The 19,922-nt window shown below is 67.8% G+C and carries 15 protein-coding genes; 4 read left to right on the top strand and 11 right to left on the bottom strand.

The features are described 5' to 3' along the window. Positions 1-18: 18 nt before the first annotated feature. The 7 genes from gspG to DB31_RS35210 form a co-directional block, all read right to left on the bottom strand. Positions 19-441, bottom strand: coding sequence for a type II secretion system major pseudopilin GspG (gspG, locus tag DB31_RS35235; RefSeq protein WP_044196291.1), 423 nt, complete (start codon positions 439-441; stop codon positions 19-21). A 60-nt stretch (positions 442-501) separates the two neighbouring features. Further along, entirely contained in the window at positions 502-654 is a 153-nt protein-coding gene (locus DB31_RS49795) for a hypothetical protein (protein WP_169787142.1), read from the bottom strand. A gap of 15 nt (positions 655-669) precedes the next feature. Next, positions 670-1,926 (bottom strand): type II secretion system inner membrane protein GspF, encoded by a 1,257-nt coding sequence (gspF, locus tag DB31_RS35230; RefSeq protein WP_044196289.1) that lies wholly within the window; start codon positions 1,924-1,926, stop codon positions 670-672. A gap of 38 nt (positions 1,927-1,964) precedes the next feature. Further along, on the bottom strand, positions 1,965-3,779 hold the full coding sequence (gene gspE / locus DB31_RS35225; RefSeq protein ID WP_044196287.1) for a type II secretion system ATPase GspE: 1,815 nt from the start codon (positions 3,777-3,779) through the stop codon (positions 1,965-1,967). Further along, complete coding sequence (gspD, locus tag DB31_RS35220) at positions 3,776-6,373, bottom strand: type II secretion system secretin GspD (RefSeq protein WP_044196285.1); 2,598 nt, start codon at positions 6,371-6,373, stop codon at positions 3,776-3,778. Before gspD ends, gspE begins: the two co-directional genes overlap by 4 nt. A 21-nt stretch (positions 6,374-6,394) precedes the next feature. Further along, a complete protein-coding gene (gspC, locus tag DB31_RS35215; RefSeq protein WP_044196283.1) occupies positions 6,395-7,318 on the bottom strand; it encodes a type II secretion system protein GspC in 924 nt (307 codons plus the stop codon). Between the two features lie 190 nt (positions 7,319-7,508). Continuing rightward, positions 7,509-8,930 (bottom strand): sigma-54-dependent transcriptional regulator, encoded by a 1,422-nt coding sequence (locus tag DB31_RS35210; protein ID WP_044196281.1) that lies wholly within the window; start codon positions 8,928-8,930, stop codon positions 7,509-7,511. Between the two features lie 157 nt (positions 8,931-9,087). Here DB31_RS35210 and DB31_RS35205 point away from each other — a divergent pair, with 157 nt between their 5' ends. The 3 genes from DB31_RS35205 to DB31_RS35195 are packed head-to-tail and all read left to right on the top strand — an operon-like array spanning position 9,088 to position 11,880. Continuing rightward, on the top strand, positions 9,088-10,224 hold the full coding sequence (locus DB31_RS35205; protein ID WP_044196426.1) for an FIST signal transduction protein: 1,137 nt from the start codon (positions 9,088-9,090) through the stop codon (positions 10,222-10,224). Then, positions 10,221-11,303 carry an ATP-binding protein gene (locus DB31_RS35200; RefSeq protein ID WP_044196279.1) on the top strand — a complete coding sequence of 361 codons (1,083 nt, stop codon included), beginning with the start codon at positions 10,221-10,223 and terminating at the stop codon, positions 11,301-11,303. The genes DB31_RS35205 and DB31_RS35200 overlap by 4 nt, the downstream gene beginning before the upstream one ends. Positions 11,304-11,340: 37 nt before the next feature. Then, complete coding sequence (locus DB31_RS35195; RefSeq protein ID WP_044196277.1) at positions 11,341-11,880, top strand: DUF1697 domain-containing protein; 540 nt, start codon at positions 11,341-11,343, stop codon at positions 11,878-11,880. Here the strand turns inward: DB31_RS35195 and DB31_RS35190 are convergent. The 4 genes from DB31_RS35190 to DB31_RS35175 are packed head-to-tail and all read right to left on the bottom strand — an operon-like array spanning position 11,877 to position 19,338. Beyond that, positions 11,877-13,598, bottom strand: coding sequence for a dipeptidase (locus DB31_RS35190; protein ID WP_044196275.1), 1,722 nt, complete (start codon positions 13,596-13,598; stop codon positions 11,877-11,879). The genes DB31_RS35195 and DB31_RS35190 overlap by 4 nt on opposite strands. A gap of 37 nt (positions 13,599-13,635) precedes the next feature. Next, on the bottom strand, positions 13,636-16,782 hold the full coding sequence (locus DB31_RS35185; protein WP_044196273.1) for an efflux RND transporter permease subunit: 3,147 nt from the start codon (positions 16,780-16,782) through the stop codon (positions 13,636-13,638). A gap of 16 nt (positions 16,783-16,798) precedes the next feature. Next, a complete protein-coding gene (locus DB31_RS35180; protein WP_044196424.1) occupies positions 16,799-17,956 on the bottom strand; it encodes an efflux RND transporter periplasmic adaptor subunit in 1,158 nt (385 codons plus the stop codon). Continuing rightward, positions 17,953-19,338 carry a TolC family protein gene (locus DB31_RS35175; protein ID WP_044196270.1) on the bottom strand — a complete coding sequence of 462 codons (1,386 nt, stop codon included), beginning with the start codon at positions 19,336-19,338 and terminating at the stop codon, positions 17,953-17,955. Before DB31_RS35175 ends, DB31_RS35180 begins: the two co-directional genes overlap by 4 nt. A 212-nt stretch (positions 19,339-19,550) precedes the next feature. Here DB31_RS35175 and DB31_RS35170 point away from each other — a divergent pair, with 212 nt between their 5' ends. Further along, on the top strand, positions 19,551-19,919 hold the full coding sequence (locus DB31_RS35170) for a MarR family winged helix-turn-helix transcriptional regulator (RefSeq protein WP_240487027.1): 369 nt from the start codon (positions 19,551-19,553) through the stop codon (positions 19,917-19,919). Positions 19,920-19,922 lie beyond the last annotated feature (3 nt).

Below are 19,922 nucleotides of genomic sequence, written 5' to 3'. Positions count from 1 at the left end.
AGCTCCTCGCGCCGCGCGCTACTTCTTCGCCGCGGCCAGATCCTTGGACGAGATGTCCTGGTCGCTGCCCTCACCGCCCACGGTGCCGTCCGCGCCGTAGGAGACGATGACGGGCTTGCCGCCCTCGTTCATGTAGACGTACTCGTTGCCCCAGGGATCCACCGGCAACTTGTCCAGGTTCTGGGTGTCCACCAGCGCCTTGAGGCCCGTGGCGGTGTCCGGGTACTTGCCCGCCTTGGTGTAGTAGAGCTTCAGCGCGTTGTGGATGGAGTTGATGTCCAGGCGCGCGGTGTCGCGCTTGGCCTCTTCGAGCTTCGGGATGACGGCCACGCCCACGGCGGCGGCGATCAGGCCCAGGATGGTGATCACCACCATGATCTCGATGAGGGTCATGCCTCGGTTTCGGCGGCGCTGCTGCTTCTTCGTCTGTTGCGTCGTCATAAGCGTCCTTCCTCGGAATGACTTTCTGGCAGGCCGGGCGGCCGTGCCGGGTCGTTTTTGTCAGGGCTGCTGCAAGGCGCTCTTCGACGGGGACTCATGCGCCTCGGTAGCCGGAGCGTAGAGGGCCACCCCCACAGCCAGCAGGGCCGCCGCCAGGGCGACCATGGCCGCCAGGGTGACACGTTGAATCCACCGGTTGAGCGTGTCGTTCATCGCCGTCTCTCTCCGTTACCGGATGGCCGAGTTCACCTGCAGAATCGGCATCAGGATCGAGAAGGCAACGAATGCAATCACCGCGCCCATGAACACGATGAGCAGTGGCTCGAGCAGGGAGGTGAGCGCGCCAATGCGCACGTTCACCTGTGTTTCGTAGCTGTCCGCCACGGACAGCAGCATGTCTTCCAGTTGGCCCGAGCGCTCACCAATGGAGACCATGTGGTAGACGAGCGGCGGGAACTCACCCGAGCGCTTGAGCGGGTTGGCGATGCTCTCTCCCTCGCGGATGGCGTCCCGGGCCTTCTCCACCACGTCGGACAGCACCGAGTTGCTGATGATGGCCTTGACGATGTCCATGGCGGCCAGCAGGGGCACACCGCTCTTGAGCAGCGTGGCCAGCGTGCGCGCGAAGCGGGAGATGGCCAGCAGCCGCACCAGGCTGCCGAAGATGGGGGCCTTGAGCACGAACCGGTCCCACTTGGGCTTGCCCGCGGGGCTGGCGAAGTAGCGCGACGCCAGGAAGCTGCCCAGGGCCAAGAGCGGGAAGATGATGAACCAGTAGTCCTGCAGGAAGTTGCTCGTGGCGATGAGCACCCGCGTCGGCAGCGGCAGGGTGGCCTTCATGGTGTCGAAGATCTTCGTCACCTTGGGGACCACCACCACCATGAGCAGCACGAGGATGCCGCCGCCCACCAGCAGCATGATGGCCGGGTAGAGCATGGTGCCGACGATCTTCTGCCGCAGCTTGGCCTGGCTCTCGGTGAAGTCCGCCAGCCGCAGGAGCACCGTGTCCAGCGCGCCCGAGGCCTCGCCCGCTCGCACCATGTTCACGTAGAGCGAGCCGAAGACCTTCTGGTGCTGCCCCAGCGCGTCCGCCAGCGAGGAGCCCTCGTTCACACGCTGCTTCACGTCCGACAGGATGCGCTTGAGGCGCTCCTTCTCCACCTGGTCCACCAGCGCGGTGAGGGACTCGATGAGGGTGACGCCCGCCCCCAGCAGCGTGGCGAGCTGCCGGGTGGTGATGGCGATGTCCTCGGTGGTGACGCGGCCGCCGCCCAGCTTGCGGAAGTCGACTTCGCGGGCAGCCAGGTCCGCGCCCGCGCCCTTGCGGACGGCGCCGCGGCTGCCCTCGGCCTGGCCCAGCACGTCCGTGAGGAAGATGCCGTCCTTGCGGAGCTGGGCACGCAGCGACTTGGGGGACTCCGCCTCGAGCAGACCCTTGATGGTCTTACCCGCAGTGTTGAGACCTCTGTACTCGAAGACAGGCATGATGGCTCACCCCCAGCCCCCCGGAGGAGGGGCCGTGGTTAGATGTCCTCCTGCGTAATGCTGAGGACCTCGGCAATGGTCGTCTCTCCCAAGGACACCTTGCGCGCGCCGTCCTCGAGCAGCGTCAGCATGCCCTTGCTCATGGCGGCCTTCTTGATGGTGGCGGCGTCCACGTTCTTGAGCACCAGCTGGCGGACCTCGTCATCCACCAGGAGGAACTCGTAGATACCCGTACGGCCGCGGTATCCGGTGCGGTTGCAGTTGGGGCAGCCCGTGGCCTTGTAGATCTTCTCCACGCCGTAGCGCTGCTTGAAAGTTGCTCGCGAGTGGGTGAGCTCCTTGAGCTCGTCATCCGTGGGCGAGTACTGCACGCGGCAGTCCGGGCACACGCGGCGCACGAGGCGCTGCGCCAGAATGGCCGTGAGCGACGAGGCCACGAGGAACGGCTCCACGCCCATGTCCACCAGACGGGTGACGGCGCCCGCGGCGTCGTTCGTGTGCACCGTGGAGAACACCAGGTGGCCCGTCAGCGACGCCTGGATGGCGATCTCCGCCGTCTCCTTGTCGCGGATCTCGCCCACCATGATGACGTCCGGGTCCTGGCGGAGGAAGGAGCGCAGCCCCTGGGCGAACGTCAGCCCGATCTTCGGGTTGATGGCCATCTGGCCAATGCCCTTGAGCTGATACTCGACCGGGTCCTCGACGGTGAGGATGTTGAGGTCCGACGTGTTGATCTTGGAGAGGGCGCCGTACAGCGTCGTCGTCTTACCGGAGCCCGTGGGGCCCGTGACGAGGATGATGCCGTGCGAGCGCTTGATGACGCCCTCCATCCCGTGCAGCGTGTGCTGCGCCATGCCGATCTCGGACAGGTCCAACAGCGTGGCGGACTTGTCGAGCAGACGCATGACGATGCGCTCGCCATACGAGGTGGGGATGGTGGACAGACGGATGTCGATGTCGCGGCCGGCCAGCTTGATGCGGATGCGGCCGTCCTGGGGCAGGCGCTTCTCGGCGATGTTCAGCTGCCCCATGACCTTGACGCGGCTGACGATCGAGTTCTGGTAGCGCTTGGGCGGCTTGATGACCTCTTGGAGCACGCCGTCCACGCGGAAGCGCACCAGCAGCTCGCGCTCCATGGGCTCGATGTGGATATCGCTCGCGCGCTCCTTGGCGGCGCGGAAGAGCACGGAGTTCACAAGCCGGATGACCGGGGCCTCGTCATCCGTGTCCAGCAGGTCCTTGGGCTCCTCGAGCTCGTGGGCCAGGGAGTCCAGGTCCGTGGCCTCCATCTCGTCCACGAGCTGCTCGGCCTCGTTGATGGAGCGGTCGTACACGCTGTTGATGGCGTCCACGATGGTGGAGGCCAGGGCAATCCGCGTGTCCAGGCTGGCGCCCAGGAGCATGCGCGCGTGGTCCATGGCCGCGGTGTCCAGCGGGTCGGCCACGGCGATGGCAATGGTGTCGTCCTTCTGGAGCGACAGCGGGATGATCTTCGCCTGCTTGGCGAAGTTGATGGGGACCTTCTTGACGAGCTCCGGGTCCACCTCATCTACGAAGATGCGCTGCAGGTACGGCAGATCCAGCTGCAGCCCGAGCGCCTTGGCCACGTCCTCTTCCGTGACGGCCTTGATCCCGACGAGCACCTCACCCAACCGGCCGCCCTTCTCCGCCTGGGCGGTGAGCCCCTCACGGAGCTTCTCCTCGGACAGCCCAGTCGTGGCGCGGAGGATTTCACCGATGGCACGGCCCGCCAGGAAGGCAGGGCCGTTCGCGACGATGTGAGTGGCCTCGTTGCGCGGGGGGGCCTCGGCGGGCTGTTCGGCGGTGCGAGTGGCGTCGGTCAGGTCAGTCATGGGGTTCGATCTCCCGCTCCCGTGTCCGGCTGGATGCGCAGCCGCTCAGGGGCCTCGGGCGTAGGCACTGATTCTTCGGAACCCTGGGGCGCCGCCGGTGCTTCCCGGACCTCGGGCCCCGTCTCCACGGCCGGTGAACTCGCGGCGGGCGCCACGGCGGGCGCCACCCCGGTCCCCTGGCTGTCCTGCGTCCCAGCAGGCGCCTGGGTGCCCGTGCCGGGGGCATTCTGACGGCCCTGGCTGCCGGGCTTGATGATGCGCTCCCCGGGGGTGCCCGGGCCGCCGTTCTCCAGCTTCTGCTGCTCGCGGAGGACGGACTGGTTCATGCGCGACAGCGGGCCCGGCTTGCGGCTGAAGTCCACGGCCACGTCGTAGCCCGGCACCTGCCCGTAGAACTGCTCCACGAACTGCTGCCGCTCCTTCATCTTGCGCTCGAAGATGGTGCGGAAGTCGCTCTGGTCCTTGATGATGTAGGGCGTCAGGAACAGCAGCAGGTTGGTCTTCGTCTTCTTGCGCGTGGTCTCGCGGAAGAAGTGCCCGAGCAGCGGCACGTCACCGAGGATGGGCACCTTGGCCACGGACTCGATGGAGCGGTCCTGCATGATGCCGCCGATGACGACCGTCTCCTGATCCTTGGCGACCACCGTCGTCTTCGCGCTGCGCTTGGAGGTGGTGGGGCCCAGCACCGGATCGCTGGAGGCGATCTCCTCCGTCTGCTCGGTGATGACGAGGCGGATGAAGTCACTCTCGTTGATCTGCGGCTTGACGGTGAGCTTCAGCTCCACGTTCTGGCGGGTGATGGGGGCGAACTGAGAGGCCAGGCCGCCCAGGCCACCCAGCAGCGAGGGGTTGATGCCGCCGGTGGTGCCGGTGGTGCCCAGGCCCGTGCCCAGCGCGGTGGGCGAGAAGCCGGACTGGAAGGGCACGTTCTGGCCCACGGTGATCTCCGCCTCCTCGTTGTCACTGGTGAGGATGTGCGGCGTGGAGAGCACGTTCACGTCCGAGCTCTGCTGCAGCGCGTGCAGCACCACGCCGAAGGCGGGGATGTCGATGCCCAGCTTCTGCAGCTCCGGGATGACGGGGCCCTGCAGGCCGGCGAGGAAGCCACCGAAGCTGGCCAGGTTCGCCAGCGAGAACGAGGGCGGCAGGCCCTGGCTGGTGTACTTGGTGCCGAACAGGCCCGGCACGGAGCCCTGGTCCGTGTTCAGCTTGTAGCCGCTGTGGAAGTTGATGCCGAACTCGGCGTTCCGGTCCAGGTTGACCTCCATGATGACGGCCTCGACGAAGACCTGGCGCCGGGGGATGTCCAGCTGCTCGATGACGCGGATGATGTTCCGGAAGTCCGCTTGGCTGGCGACGATCACCAGCGCGTTGGTGGACTTGTCCGCGGAGATCTTCACCTCGCCGGAGAACAGCTCGGCGGCCGTGGGGGAGGCGCGGATGCCCCCGGGAGGCGGCCCCGGTATCGGGGTGCGCGGGCGGTTGGCGGTGCCCTGCGCCAGCGTCTGCAGCGTGCTGGCCAGCTCCTCGGCGTCCGCGTTCTCCAGCGGGTAGACGTTGATGCGGCCGCCCGCGTCCGTGGGCACGTCCACCTCGCGGACGATCTGAAGGATGCGCTCGAAGGCGGCGGGGCTGGCCACGACGATGAGCTTGTTGGTGCGCTCGTCCGGGATGATCTGCGACAGCGTCACCGGCCCGCCGGAGGCTTCTCCTGACTGGCCCGGGACGGCGACTTCGCCCGGCTGCGCGCCTGGCGACACGTTGGGGATGAAGCCGCCGGTGCGCTGGCCTGGGCGGGACTTGGACTCGAAGAGCTTCTGCACGGTGCTGGCCACGTCATTGGCGGTGGCGAACTGCACCTGGATGATGCGCAGCTCGTCACTGGAGGCGCGCGTGTCCAGCTGGGCGATGATGCGCTCCAGGCGGTGCATGTTGGAGCCCACGTCGTTCACGATGACCGTGTCCGGCGGGTACGGGATGGTGTCGCCGTCTTTGGACACCAGCTGCTGCAGCACGCCGCGCAGCGGCTCCACTTCCACGTACCGGATCTTGAAGAGCTTGGTCACCATCTGCTCGTTCGTGGTGTACGGAGTGTCCGCGTCCACGATCGTCGGGATGGGGTTCTGCTTCGCCGAGCGCTTGTCGACGATCTTCAGGAACCGGCCGTGGGGGTACACGGACAGGCCGTTGGCGTCGAGCGCGGCCAGGAAGGCGGCGTAGAACTGCTCGGCGTCCACCTCCACGCGGCCGTTCTCCGGGCCGATGATGGAGATCTTCCCACGCACGTTCTCCGGGAGGATGAACGTCTTGCAGGTGGCATCCGAGACGGTCTGCACCAGCTTCTCGATGTCCACCTTGTCGAAGTAGATGCCGTAGCGCGCGCGGCGCCGGGCCTCTTCGCAGGTGGGCGTGGTGCGGCCGCCCTCGGCCTTGGGAGTTCCCTCACCGCCGGCGGTGACGCCGGGTGCGGGCTGCGGATTGATCTGCCGCTCCCCGCGAGGAGCGGCGGGGGGCGAGACAGGGCGCTGAGCCAGGGCGGGCGAGGCTGCCAGCGCCAGGCACAGCAGGAGCGACCGGGGCGAGAGCGTCTTCATGGAAGGGTTTGCACTGCGGGGTTAGCGGACGTTGTACGTCTTGCGGATCGGCGCGCCGTTACGCTCGATCTCGATCTCGATGCGAGGAGCTTCCTTGAGCTTGGAGTAGACCTCGAGGGCCTTCTCCGGGCTGTTCAGGTCGAACCCGTTGATGCGGCGGATGACGTCTCCGTTCTGCACGCCGATCTTCGAGTAGATGGAGTCCGGGCGGATGGAGAAGAGCTTGAAGCCCTGGGCCTGTCCGTCCTTGAAGGCGGGCACGATGCGCGCCTGCATGGCCACCTCGTTGAGGTTGGCCAGCGTCTTGTCGATCTCCCCACGCGGCACCTCGTACTCGTTCTCGCTGACGGCGCGGATGCCGTTGCCCAGGCCGCTGTTGGGCGCGGCCGGCGCGGCCGAGGCCACGGGAGGAGGCGTGAACGTGGGGGTCGGCATGCTGCCGTCTCCCGGCTGGCCGTCGATGAACTCCCGGCGGCCGTTGTTGAGGATGATCACCCGCTCGCGCTGGATGTCCGTCACCGTGGCGGACTGGATGGGATCCCCCACCATGTACGTCTGCGAGCGCTGGGTGGTCATGTCCTGCACGGAGGCGAAGGACCAGTTCTTGTCGACGGACACCAGGGTGCCGAGCAGCTTCACGCGCAGGCCACTCTTCACGGGCTCGGCGTTCTCGTCGACGACCGGGGCCGAGGTGGGCTCCTGCACGACGGGCTCAGGCTCGGGGATCTTGATGCCGGTGAGCTTGGACAGGCGGTCGATGTCCAGCGAGGCCAGCTGCTGGGTCTCCTGGAGGCGCTGCGGGGTGCGCACCGCGGGCTCCGCGTTGGGGGCGGGCGCGATCGCGGACTCCACGAACAGGTTCGCCGTGCGCGCTACCAGCCAGGCAACGAGCAGGATGAACACGAGGTTCACGGTCCAGAAGTATTTGCGGAAGAGGAGTTCCATCACACGTCCAAGGGAGCTGCTGGGTGTTGAGCAAGCGAAGTGCCACCCACAGGGCGGCGGACAACCCGTGGCCTACGGCCAAGTCCGCGGAATTATTCCAGGTAGGACCCACACCGGGAGCAGGCGAGCGACGGGTTTCGGGGGCTGGGACATTTTGTCAAAACCCGGCGGGGGAGGGTGTGACGGGCTGTCAGTCGGGGGTGGAGGAGGGCTCGGGGGTGTCGGGGCCTTCGGGCTCCCGATCGGAGGGCGCGCCGGAGGCCTCGCGCTCCAGCTTGCGGTAGATGGTGCGCGCGGCGATTCCCAGCAGCCGGGCGGCCAGAGTCTTGTCCCCCTTGGTGTGGCGCAGGGTTTCATGGATGACCCGGCGCTCGATCTCCTCCATGGGCGTACCAATGGGGATGACGAGCTGGCCAGCCGAGCCCAGCGGCCCCTTGCGCACACTCTCGGGGAGATCACTGGCTTCGAGCACCTCTCCCCGGGCGAGGACGACGGCGCGCTCCACGGCGTGCTCCAACTCGCGCACGTTGCCGGGCCAGGCGTAGTTCTCGAGGATGCGCAGGGCCTCCTCGGAGAAGCCTCGGAGCGTCTTGCCGTTCTTGGCGGCGAAGCGGCGCAGAAAGGAGTCGGCCAGCAGGGGGATGTCCTCGCGGCGCGAGGCCAGGGCGGGGACACGGATCTCCACCACGTTGAGGCGGTAGTAGAGATCCTCGCGAAAGCGGCCCTCGGAGACCTCTTTCTGGAGGTCCTTGTTGGTGGCGGCCACGAGGCGGACATCCACCTTGACCGTCTGCGTGCCGCCGAGCCGCTCGATCTCTCCCTCTTGAAGAACGCGCAGGAGCTTTACCTGGGCGGAGAGAGGCATCTCGCCCACTTCATCGAGGAAGAGGGTACCTCCGCTGGCGCGCTCGAAGCGGCCCTCGCGGCGGGCGACCGCACCGGTGTAGGCGCCGCGCTCCACACCGAAGAGCTCGGCCTCGAGGATGCTCTCGGGAAGGGCGGCGCAGTTGACGGCGATGAAGGGGCCTTTGGAGCGGGGCGAGTGCTCATGGAGAGCGCGGGCGGCCAGCTCCTTGCCGGTGCCGGACTCGCCCATGAGGAGGATGGTGGCGGTGGAGGGAGCGGCCTGACGGAGGGTGTCCATCATGGCGCGGAAGGCGGGAGACTGGCCCACCATGGCCTTGCCGCCCGAGGCACCGATCTCGGCGAGCTTGGCCTTGAGAGACTTGTTCTCGGCGACGAGGGCCTGCTTCTCCAGGGCCTTCTGCACGGCCTTCACGAGCGCGTGGCGCTTGAGCGGCTTGGTGATGAAGTCGTAGGCGCCGTCCTTCATGGCGGCGACGGCGGTCTCCACGGTGGCGTAGGCCGTCATGAGGACGACTTCGACGTCCGGGCGGATGGTGCGCGCGGCCTTGAGGAGCTCCTGGCCGTCCATGCCGGGCATCATCAGATCGGTGACCATGACGCTGACCTCGGGCTTGCGCAGCAGGTCGAGCGCCTCGGTGCCATTGGAGGCGGAGAGGGTGGACAGCCCCTCGCGCTGGAAGATGCGGGAGACGGAGTCGAGGTTGGCGCGGTCGTCATCGACGACCAGGACCGTGGCGGTTGTCATGGGTACGAGGCCTCAATACCACGGTCTTGCAATCGGCATTCCGGGGATTGGCGGTCAGGATGGGTACACGCGGGGTGCGAGGCGTCTGAAGTCTTCGCAGGAGGCGTGCGGCTCAAGCATCATTGACAGGGAGATGCTGCTGTGGGCGGAGGCGCGGATGAAGGTCGAGCAAAAGACGTGGACCGCCGCAGAGGGCTGGCGCGAGACGGCGCCGGGGGGCGCGGGTTCCGAGGCGCAGCTGGTGCTGCTGTTTGGGGCCACGGCGCGGCTGGGAGCACCCTCGGCCATGCGGCAGATCCGCGAGTGGTACCCAGAGGCGCTCCTGGTGGGCTGTTCGACTGCGGGGGAGATCTGCGGCACGGCGGTCTGTGACGACTCGTTGGTGGTGACGGCGGTGCGGTTCCTGCGGACACAGGTGCACCTGGCGCAGGTGCCGGTGGGCTCAATGGAAGAGAGCTACGCGGCGGGAGCGGCGCTGGCGAAGGCGCTGCAGCGGCCGGGGCTCACGCAGGTGCTCGTGCTGTCGGACGGGCTGAAGGTCAACGGCACGGAGCTGGTGCGAGGGCTGCGGGCGAACCTGCCGGACTCGGTGGGGCTGACGGGGGGGCTTGCGGGGGATGGGCCGCACTTCCAGCACACGGTGGTGTGCGCCAATGGCGTGCCCGCGGCGGGGCTGATTGCTGCGGTGGGCTTCTGTGGCGAGCAGCTGCACGTGGGCTACGGCTCGGTGGGGGGCTGGGATGCCTTTGGCCCGGAGCGGCGAATCACTCGCTCGCGGAGGAACGTGCTCTACGAGCTGGATGGGCGCTCGGCGCTGGCGCTCTATAAGGAATACCTGGGGCCGCACGCGGCGGGGCTTCCGGCCTCGGCGCTGCGGTTTCCCCTGGCACTGCGAGGGGACGAGGGCCGGGTGCTGGTCCGGACGGTCCTGAGCATCGACGAGCGGGAGCAGAGCATGACCTTCGCGGGCGACATGCCGGAAGGGGCCTACGCACGGCTGATGAAGGCGAACTTCGACCGGCTCATTGATGGAGCGGCGGGGGCGGCGAGGGCGGGGCTGGAGCGGTTGGGGAGCTTCCGGCCGGAGCTGGCGGTGCTGATCAGCTGTGTGGGGCGCAAGCTGGTGCTCCAGCAGCGCGTGGAGGAGGAGGTGGAGTGCGTGCGAGAGGTGCTCGGGACGGGCCCCGTGCTGACAGGCTTCTACTCGTATGGGGAGATCTGCCCGAGCGGAGCGGTGACGCGGTGTGAGCTGCACAACCAGACCATGACCATCACGGCGTTCTCGGAATCGTGAGCTACCACAAGCTGCTCGAGCGACAGCTGCAGCGGTTCTTCGGCGAGCCTGAGAAGTGGCCCGCAGGGATGGAGTCCTTCCTGAAGGCGGTGAGCGAGGCCTACCTGGCGGCGGACGAGGATCGGCAGCTGATCGAGCGCTCATTGGAGCTGACGTCGCGGGAGCTGACGTCGCGGAACGATCAGCTGCGCGAGGAGCTGGCGGGGCGGGAGCGCATCGAGGAGGCGCTGCTGGCGGAGAAGGCGGAGCAGGCGGCGCTGATCCGGAAGCTGGAGGACACGCACAGCCAGTTGCTGCAGTCGGAGAAGATGGCGTCAATCGGGCAGCTGACGGCGGGGCTGGTGCACGAGATCAACAACCCGATTGGGTTCGTGAGCAGCAACCTGGGGACGCTGCGTCACTACGTGGCGGGGTTGCTGAAGCTGATTGGGGCGTACGAGGCGGAGGAGGTGGGGCTGGGGGAGGAGGCGCGGAACCGGCTGGAGGCGCGGAAGGAGGAGGCGGAGCTGGGGGTGCTACGGGAGGACGCGCTGGAGGTGGTGAGCGAGTCGACGGAGGGGCTGCGGCGGGTGCGGCAGATCATCCGGGATCTGACGGAGTTCTCGCATGTGAGCGATGCACAGTGGCAGTGGGCCGACCTGCACAAGGGGCTCGATAGCACGCTGACGATTGTGAACAACGAGGTGAAGTACGTGGCGGAGGTGGTGCGGGAGTACGGGGCGCTGCCGGAGGTGGAGTGCCTGCCGTCACAGCTGAACCAGGTGTTCCTGAACATGCTGGTGAACGCGGCGCAGGCGATCAAGGGGAAGCGGGGGACGATCACGGTGCGGACGGGGACCAGCGGGACCGAGCAGGTGTTCGTGGAAATTGAGGACACCGGCGAGGGGATCGCGCCGGAGATCCTGACGCGCATCTTCGATCCTTTCTTCACGACGAAGCCGGTGGGGAAGGGGACAGGGTTGGGGCTGGCACTCTCGTACAGCATCGTGGCGCGGCACCGGGGCCGCATCGACGTGCGCAGCCAGCCCGGGGCTGGAACGACCTTCCGCATCGTGCTGCCGGTGAAGCAGAACCCGTAATCCACGCTCTGCCGCCTGGGTGTGTTAGAGCGCGGGCATGACCCGGTACGTCGCCTTGCTGCGCGGTATCAACGTGGGGGGCAACAAGAAGGTCCCGATGGCCCAGCTCCGCAATCTGATGGAGGGGCTCGGCTACACCGATGTCGCCACACTGCTCCAGAGCGGCAACGCCGTCTTCACCACCAAGGAGAAGAACCCGGCGAAGGTCGCCAAGCAGCTCGAGACCGCCATCGCGAAGGAGTTCGGCTTCGACGTCGCCGTCATCATCCGCACCCGGGATGAGCTCGCTGCCGTCATCCAGGCAAATCCTCTCTCCGGTGCCGAGGACGCACCTTCCAAGTTCCTCGTGACGTTCCTCTCTGATGTCCCCGAGAAGAAGCGGCTCCAGGAGATCGATCCGAAGGCCTACCTCCCGGAGGAGTTCCGAGTCGTCGGGCGTGAGATCTACGCCCGGTTTCCCAACGGCATTGGGAACTCGAAGCTGGCGACCGTGCTCGGCGGGCCGCGCCTGGGAGTCACCCCTACGGCCCGCAACTGGAGCACCGTCACCAAGCTCCTGGAGCTCGCTGACCGCTAGGGCGCGGGAGCCACCGTCGGCTTCGGCTCCGGCTTCTGCGCGGGCGCGGCAGGAGCAGCAGCAGGTGTCACCGCAGGCGCAGCAGCGGGCTTCTGCGCAGGCTCGGCAGGCAGCTGCAGGTGCTGCCCCGTCTCCTGAGCGATGCGCCGGTACCACGACTGTGGATACGGCGGGTGGTTCACCTTGCCCTGGTCATCCCGGACGTTGCCGTCGATGTACTTCACCAGCAGATTCTCACCCAGCCGACGCCAGCGTGTGTGGACCTGCTCGCCCAGCTTCCCGGAGTACTCCGTGAGGAACTGACGTGCCTCCTCGGGGTTGCGCTTGTACTGCTCCAGCACCTTCTTCTCGATGCCCGCTTGGTCCGCGAGGAACTGGCGCTCCAGCTCGCCCTGCTCCTTCTGCACGTCCACGGACATGTCGCTCCAACGCGCGTAAGCCTGGTTCGACACCCAGTTGAACACCCAGAAGGACGAGTCCCACGAGAATTTGCCCCGGCTGGCCACGCCCTGCGCCAGATTCTTCGGAGCCTGCCGGATGCCCGCGTACATCGGCGTGTACACCGTCATCGCGGTGTCATCCACGCCGAACCAGAGCACGCCGCCCACGGGCGCCGGCATCCAGTCGCGCAGCTGCGCCACGAAGGAGAATCCGGTTTGCTGCGTGGAGATGGCGCGCTCGTTGACGTACTTCTTCCCGTCCACCTCCCACGTCAACGGCCGCCAGCGATAGGGCGCTCCATACGGCCCAGCCCCTACGTCCTTCGCCATGTCCAGCGGCGTGCCGTCGAAGTGATCCCGCATCAGCGCCATGGTGTCCTGCACGGACAGCTTCTTGTCTGGCTTCACCCACAGCGGCAGGCGCTTGTCGGGCGCCGAGCCATCCACGTACTCCACGCCCAGCTTCTGCGAGGGCGCCGCACGCCGGAAGATGCTCCACACGCGCGACTCGGAGAACCGCTGTGCTTCGAAGTCGAACGGGGCATACGTGTCCGCGAAGCTGAAGTCCTTGTCCGCTCCGGAGTACCAGCCCTTCGCCCGGGCGAAGGAGATGACGTCCGGCGAGTAGATCGTCGTGGACGGATCGGTCAGCGGAAACTGGCGGATGCGCGCCTGGTTGGCGTGCGCGGTGAGATAGCCCTCGGGCAGCTTGCGAGCCACCCACACCGCACCCTTCTGCCCCTCGCCCTTGCCGATCATCTCCATCAGCCAGGTCTCCTTCGGGTCGGCGATGGAGAAGGACTCACCGGTGGAGGCGTAGCCGTGCTCGGCCACCAAGCGCGTCATGACCTGGATGGCCTCGCGTGCCGTCTTGGACCGCTCCAGAGCGATGTAGATGAGCGAGCCGTAGTCGATGACGCCATTCGGAGTCTCCAGCTCCTTGCGGCCGCCGAACGTGGACTCGCCGATGGAGAGCTGGTGCTCGTTCATGTTGCCCACCACCGAGTAGGTGACGGGGGCCTCGGGAATCTTCCCGAGGAACTTCCCCGTGTCCCACTCGATGATGTCGCGCTGTGCGCCGGGCTCATGGCGCCGTGCGGGGGTGTAGTACAGCTCGCCGTAGAGCTCGTGCGAGTCCGCGCTGTACGTCATGAAGGTGGCGCCGTCCGCCGTGGCCCCCTTGGAGACGAGCATGCTGGTGCATGCGAGGGCAGGGGGAGCGGCCAGCGTCACGGTGACGGGCAGCGCGGCAAGCAGGGCCGGAATGCGTCGGTTCATGCGGGGGATGCTACCAGCCCCCGCATGAATGCAAACCTCAAGGAGCAGGAGCCGGAGCGGCTGCCTCCTCCTCGTCCTCGTGGGAGCGCTTCGTCTCACCCCGGAGCTTCTGCACCAGCACGTACAAGCTCGGGATGAAGATGAGGTTGATGACCGTGGACACGAACATGCCGCCGAAGATGGCCGTGCCCAGCGAGTTGCGAGCCGCCGAGCCCGCGCCCGTGGCCAGCATCAGCGGCACCACGCCCAGCAGGAACGCGATGGACGTCATGAGGATGGGCCGCAGCCGCACCTCGGCCGCTGAGATCGCCGCTTCCACCGCGCTCTTGCCCTGCTCGCGCAGCTGCTCGGCGAACTCGACGATGAGGATGGCGTTCTTGCTGGCCAGACCCACCAGCATCACCAGACCCACCTGACAGAACACGTCATTCGACAGCCCACGGAGCACCTGCAGCCCGAGCGCCCCCAGGATGGCGAGCGGCACCGAGAGGATGACCACGAACGGGAGGCTGAAGCTCTCGTACTGGGCAGCCAGCACCAAGAACACGAACACGAGGCCCATGCCGAAGATGGCCAGCGTCTGCCCGCCGCTCTCTTTCTGCTCCAGGCTGATGCCCGTCCACTCGGAGCTCATGCCCTGGGGCAGGTTCTGGGCGGCCAGCGTCTCCATGGCGTCCAGCGCCTGGCCGGAGGAGACGCCCGGAGCGCCCTGGCCGTTGATTTCCGCCGAGCGGAACAGGTTGTAGTGCCGGATGATCTGCGCGGAGGTGGTGGGCGTCACCTTCACCAGCGCCTCGAGCGGGATCATGTCGCCGGAGTCGCTGCGCACGTAGAACGCGCCGATGTCCGCCGGGCTGTCGCGGAACTGCTGATCGGCCTGCAGGTACACGCGGTAGGTGCGGCTGGCGTAGTTGAAGTCGTTCACGTACTGGCTGCCCATGTAGAGCTGCATCGTGGAGAAGATCTGCTCGATGGGGACGCCCAGGGCCTTGGCCTTCTGGCGATCCACCTCCACGTCCAGCAGCGGGGAGTCCGCCGTGAAGGAGGTGAAGACGCCGCGCAGGCGGCCCTCCTCGTTGCCCTTGGCCACCAGGTCTTGGACGGCCGCGCTCAGGTTGTCCAGCGAGCCGGTGCCGTTGATGTCCTCGACGATGAACTGGAAGCCGCCCACGTTGCCCACGCCGCGGATGGCCGGGGGCTGGAAGGGCAGCACGCGCGCCGCGCCGATGCGGCTCAGCGGGCCGCGCAGCCGCTCCACCATGCCAGCCACGGAGTGCTCATAGCCCTTGCGCTCTTCCCACGGCTTCAGCGTGGCGAAGGCCGTGGCGATGTTGGGGCCGGAGCCGCTGAAGGAGAAGCCGCCGATGACGAACATGGCCGCCACCTCGGGCTGCTGGTTCAGCACCTGCTCCACCTCGCGCAGCACCTTCTCCGTTTGAGCAATGGACATGCCCTCGGGGCCCTGCACGGAGATGATGAGGTAGCCCTGGTCCTCGTCGGGGATGAAGCCCGTGGGCACCGAGCGGAACAGCGCCACGGTGCCACCCACGCAGACCGCGAAGGCCAGCAGCACCGCCACCGGGTGCTTCAGCAGGAAGCCCAGCGAGCGCCCATAGCTCCGCCGCGCCCAGTCGAGCATCTGATCGATCTTCTGGAAGACGATCCACTTCGGCCCGTGGCCGTGCTTCAGCAACAGGGCGCTCAGCGCGGGCGTGAGGGTCAGCGCGCAGAAGGTGGAGAGCGCCACGGAGGCGGCGATCGTCAACGCGAACTGCCGGTAGATGGCGCCCGTGGTGCCAGGGAAGAAGGCCACCGGCACGAACACCGCCACCAGCACGATGGAGATGGCCACCACCGCGCCGGACACCTCCTTCATGCCCGCGCGGGCCGCCTGCCGGGCCGTGAGCTTCTTCTCGGCCATCAGGCGCTCGATGTTCTCGATGACCACGATGGCGTCGTCCACCACGAGGCCCGTGGCCAGCGTGAGGCCGAACAGCGTCAGCGTGTTGATGGAGAAGTCGAACGCCTTCACGAACGCGAAGGTGCCCACCAGCGACACGGGTAGGGTGAGCGCGGTGATGAGCACGCTGCGCCACCCGTGCAAGAACAGGAAGATGACCAGGATGACGAGGAGGATGGCCTCCACCAGTGTCTCGACCACCTCGTGGATGGAGGCGCGCACCGCCAGGGTGGTGTCCGTGCCCGGCCGGTACTCCATGCCCTGCGGGAAGCTCTTGGAGAGCCGCTCCATCTCCTTCGTCACGCCGTCGCGCACGTCCAGCGCGTTGGCGGTGGGCAGTTGGAAGATGCCCAGGCCCGCACCCGCCTTGCCGTTGAAGCGCATCAGCTGGCCGTAGTTCTCCGCGCCCAGCTCCGCGTGCCCCACGTCCTTCACGCGCACCAGCTTCCCGTCCTGGCTGCGCTGCAGGACGATGTCGTTGAACTCCTCGGGCTCGATGAGCCGGCCGCGCGCGCGCACCGCGAGCTGGTAGGGCTGGCTCTCGCTGGAGGGCGCCTGGCCCACCTGGCCCGCGGCCACCTGGAGGTTCTGCTCCTGGAGCGCGCGCACCACGTCCTGCGGGGTCAGCTTGCGGCGCGCCAGCTCCGTGGGATCCAGCCACAGGCGCATGGAGAACTTGCGCTCGCCGAAGATGCGCACCTCACCCACGCCCTTCACGCGCTTGATGGCGTCGCGCAGGTTCACGTCCGCGTAGTTGCTCAGGAACTGCGCGTCATAGCGCTCGTCCGGGCTGTAGAGGCCGAAGCTCATCAGCAGCTGGCTGGAGGCCTTGTTCACCACGATGCCCGTCTGGTTCACCTGCGAGGGCAGGCGCGAGGCGGCGCGGCTGACGCGGTTCTGCACGTCCACCGCCGCCACCTCGAGATCGCGCGTGGGCTCGAAGGTGATGGAGATCTGGCTCACACCGTCGTTGCTGCTGGTGGAGGTGATGAAGCGCATGCCCTCCACACCGTTGAGCTCTTGCTCCAGCGGGATGGTGACGGCGTTCTCCACCACCTCGGCGCTGGCGCCCACGTAGGTGCTGGTGACCGACACCGTGGGCGGAGCCAGGTCCGGGTACTGCGCGATGGGCAGCGTGGGGATGGCCAGCACGCCCACCAGCGTCAAAAGGATGGAGCAGACGGCCGCGAAGATGGGCCGCCGGATGAAGAAGTCGACGAACACGATGCCTCCGCCCGCGCTAGCGGGAGCCTCCCGTGGATCCTCCCGTGGCGCCGGGGGCGTCCGCCCCCACCACGGCGGGAGGCGGCGGCTTCACCTTCACCGGTGCGCCGTCGCGCAGCAGCTGCAGCGAGGAGACCGCGATGCGATCGCCCTCCCGCAGGCCGCTCTCCACCACATAGCTCTGCTCTCCCAGGGGCCCCAGCTTGATGGGACGCCGCTCCACCACGGTCTTGCCCTCCTTGTCCTGCACCACGAAGGCGAAGGGCTGGCCGCTCTGGCGCACCACCGCGAGCGCCGGCACCTGCAGGGCGTTGCGTGTGGAGTACACCATGCGCGCGCGCACCAGCTCGTTGGGGCGCAGGCCCGCGGTGTTGCGGAAGGCCGCCTTGATCTCCACCAGCTGCGTGCGCGGATCCGCCTGCGGAGCGATGAAGAAGATGTTGCTCGTGAGCACCACCTTGCCAGTGGCATCCAGCAGCTCGATGAGCGTGTTCGGCTGCAGCGAGCGGGCTCGCTCCGAGGGCACCGACACGCTGACCTCGAGCGCGTCCGCCTGGGCCACGCTCGTCAGCGGCGTGGTGGCGCCGACGTAGTCGCCCATGCGCACCAGCACATCGCCCACCGTGCCAGCGAAGGGGGCGCGCACCGCGTAGTACTGGAGCTGCACCTGACGCTGGGACACCTGGGCGGAAGCGGCGCGCGCGGCGGCCTCGGCTGTCTCGGACTGCGAGCGGGCGCGCTCCAGTTCCTGGGCGCTCACGAGCCCCTCCTTATAGAGGGCCTCCGTGCGCTCGCGCGTCTGCTTGGCCAGCTCGAGCCCCGCCTGGGCGGAGGTGCGCTGGGCCTCGGCGTTCTCGAGCGCGGCGGTCTCCTGGCGCGCATCCACCTCGAGCAGCGTCGTACCCGCCTCCACCTTCTGGCCCGGCGTCACGTGGATGCGGCGTACGTAGCCGGCCACTTGCGGCACCACGTTGACGCTCTGCCGCGAGATCAGCGAGCCCAGATACTCCCCGGTGTCCCGTGTCTGGCTGGGCGCCAGCGTCAGCGCCTCCACCTCACGTGGCGGAGGAGGAGGCTTCGCCGCTGGCTGACCGCTGCAGCCCACCACTCCTGCCATCAGCGTCAGTCCCCAAAATCCTGTCATCAGCGCCTTCAAGGGGCGCACCCGCTTCACCAGTCGCACCGGGCCTCCGTCAAGAATGCATCCAGGCGTGCCTGGACAAGCTCGAACTCACGCAGCGCCAGGGCCAATTCCGCCTGACGCAGGGCCGCCGCGCTTTGAACCAACTCCAAGCTGGTGCTGCGGCCAATTTCAAAAGAACGGCGGGTCAGCTGGTCGGTCTGCTCGGCCAGCGAGCGAGCCTCGGCCGTCGCCTTCACCAGCGCCTCGGCCACCTCCACACCTCGCCGCGACCGAGCCACCTCCTGCTGCGCATCCCGCCGGGTGCGCTCCAGGGTGGCTTCCGCCTGCCGCTCCACGCCCGCGCGCTCCCGCACGAGGCCGCCGCGCAGCCCGCCCTCCCAGATGGGGACGGCCAGCACCGCGGCGATGTTCCAGGTGGACACGCGGCCCGGGCCAGGCTCGGTGGTGTAGGCAAGGAGGTTGCTGGTGAGGCCCAGCGTGGGCAGGTAGCCCGCGGAGGCTTGGCGGCGGCTGTCGCGCGAGGACTCGAGCTGAGCATGGGCGGCCACCAGATCCGGCCGCTCGTCCACGCTCTTCAGCGGCGCGCAGCCCGCCTGCGTCTGAGCCACCAGCCCCTGCAACTGGAAGTTCGGGCTCACTCCCACGCCCTCGGTGATGCCCAGCGACAGCCCGAGCGCCTCACGGGCTCGGCGCAGCTGTTCGTCTCCGGCGATGAGGGACTGGCGCGCCACCTCCACGTCCTGCCGCGTACGCGTCAGGTCCAATTGGGTGGCGGCGCCCAGCTCCAGCGTGCGCTGGACAAGGGCGGCTCGCTCCAGCGCCTGGCGCAGGCCCAGCCGGTTCAGCTCGGCGGCGCGCTCGGCGGCGACCACGGCCACCAGGGAGCGGGAGAGTCCCAGGGTGAGCCTGCGCTGCACGTCCTGCAGGCTCGCCTCGGCGCTTCGCTGGGAGGCCTCGGCCGAGGACAGTCCCCGCCACGCGCTGAGGTCCACCACGGACTGGGACAGAGACACGGTTCCCGATCCGAGTGGCGTGGTGGGTTGGCGTCCGGTTCCTGTCCCAGCGCTGATCGGCGCGCCCGATGACAGCACCGGCGTGTCCGGGTGCAGGGCGTCGATGGCAACGCCCGCGGAGAAGCGCGCGTTGGGCAGCAGCAAGGACAAGGCCTGGCGCCAGCGGCCCTGGGCGCGGTCAACGTTTGCCTCCGCGCTCCCCAGATCCGTGTTGCGCTCCTTCAGCAGCCCCAGGGCCTCCTCCCAACGCTCCACTTGCTGGGAGGCCGGGGGAACCGGGGCCAGCATCGGGTCCTCTACTTTGGGCTGGAACTGGGTGGGCGGAGGAACCGCCGTCTGAGGCTCCGCCAGCGCGGTGGTGGCGAGGAAGCCGAGGAGGAGTACAGGGCGTGAGGGCATACCAGGGTGCACGGGCGAAAGAGGCTTAACGGCCAGGGAGGCTCGGCGCTCGCCTCAGAGCGGCCGATGTGCACAATGGTGTAGTTGACAAATGTTGCAAAGCGCAATCATTAATAACGGCAATGACCCTCGCGGAGCAAGTGGCCTCAATCAAACGCGCCGTGCACAGGCTGCTTACACGCCGCCTGAGCAAGCGGACGGAGCGTCCCTTCATGCAGATGCTGGCGCTGAAAGCCATCGAGCGGGGGGAGGTCCGGGGCCAGGCGGCGTTGGCCGAGCGGCTGTTGGTGGATCCGCCGGCGGTGAGCCGGCTGGTGGATCGGCTCGTGGAGGATGGGCTGATGAAGCGCGCGCCGGGAGAGGATCGCCGTTGCGTGCGCTTGGAGGTGACGGAGGCAGGCCGCAAGGAGGTGGCGGCCTACCTCTCCGAGCTGGAGCGCCTGGAGTCCGAGGTGCGCAAGCACCTGACGGCGCAGGAGGTGAAGACGCTCCGCCACCTCCTGGAGAAGCTGCAGACGGGGCTGCAGGAGATCGATGCCTCCTCTTCCGAGGAAGAGGAGGTGAAGGAGCGGCGGACGTAGCCG

The sequence above is a fragment of the Hyalangium minutum genome (genome assembly GCF_000737315.1).
GTDB lineage: Bacteria > Myxococcota > Myxococcia > Myxococcales > Myxococcaceae > Hyalangium > Hyalangium minutum.
The sequence above is the reverse complement of the archived record's forward strand: the minus strand, read 5'-3'. Positions and strand labels throughout refer to the sequence as shown.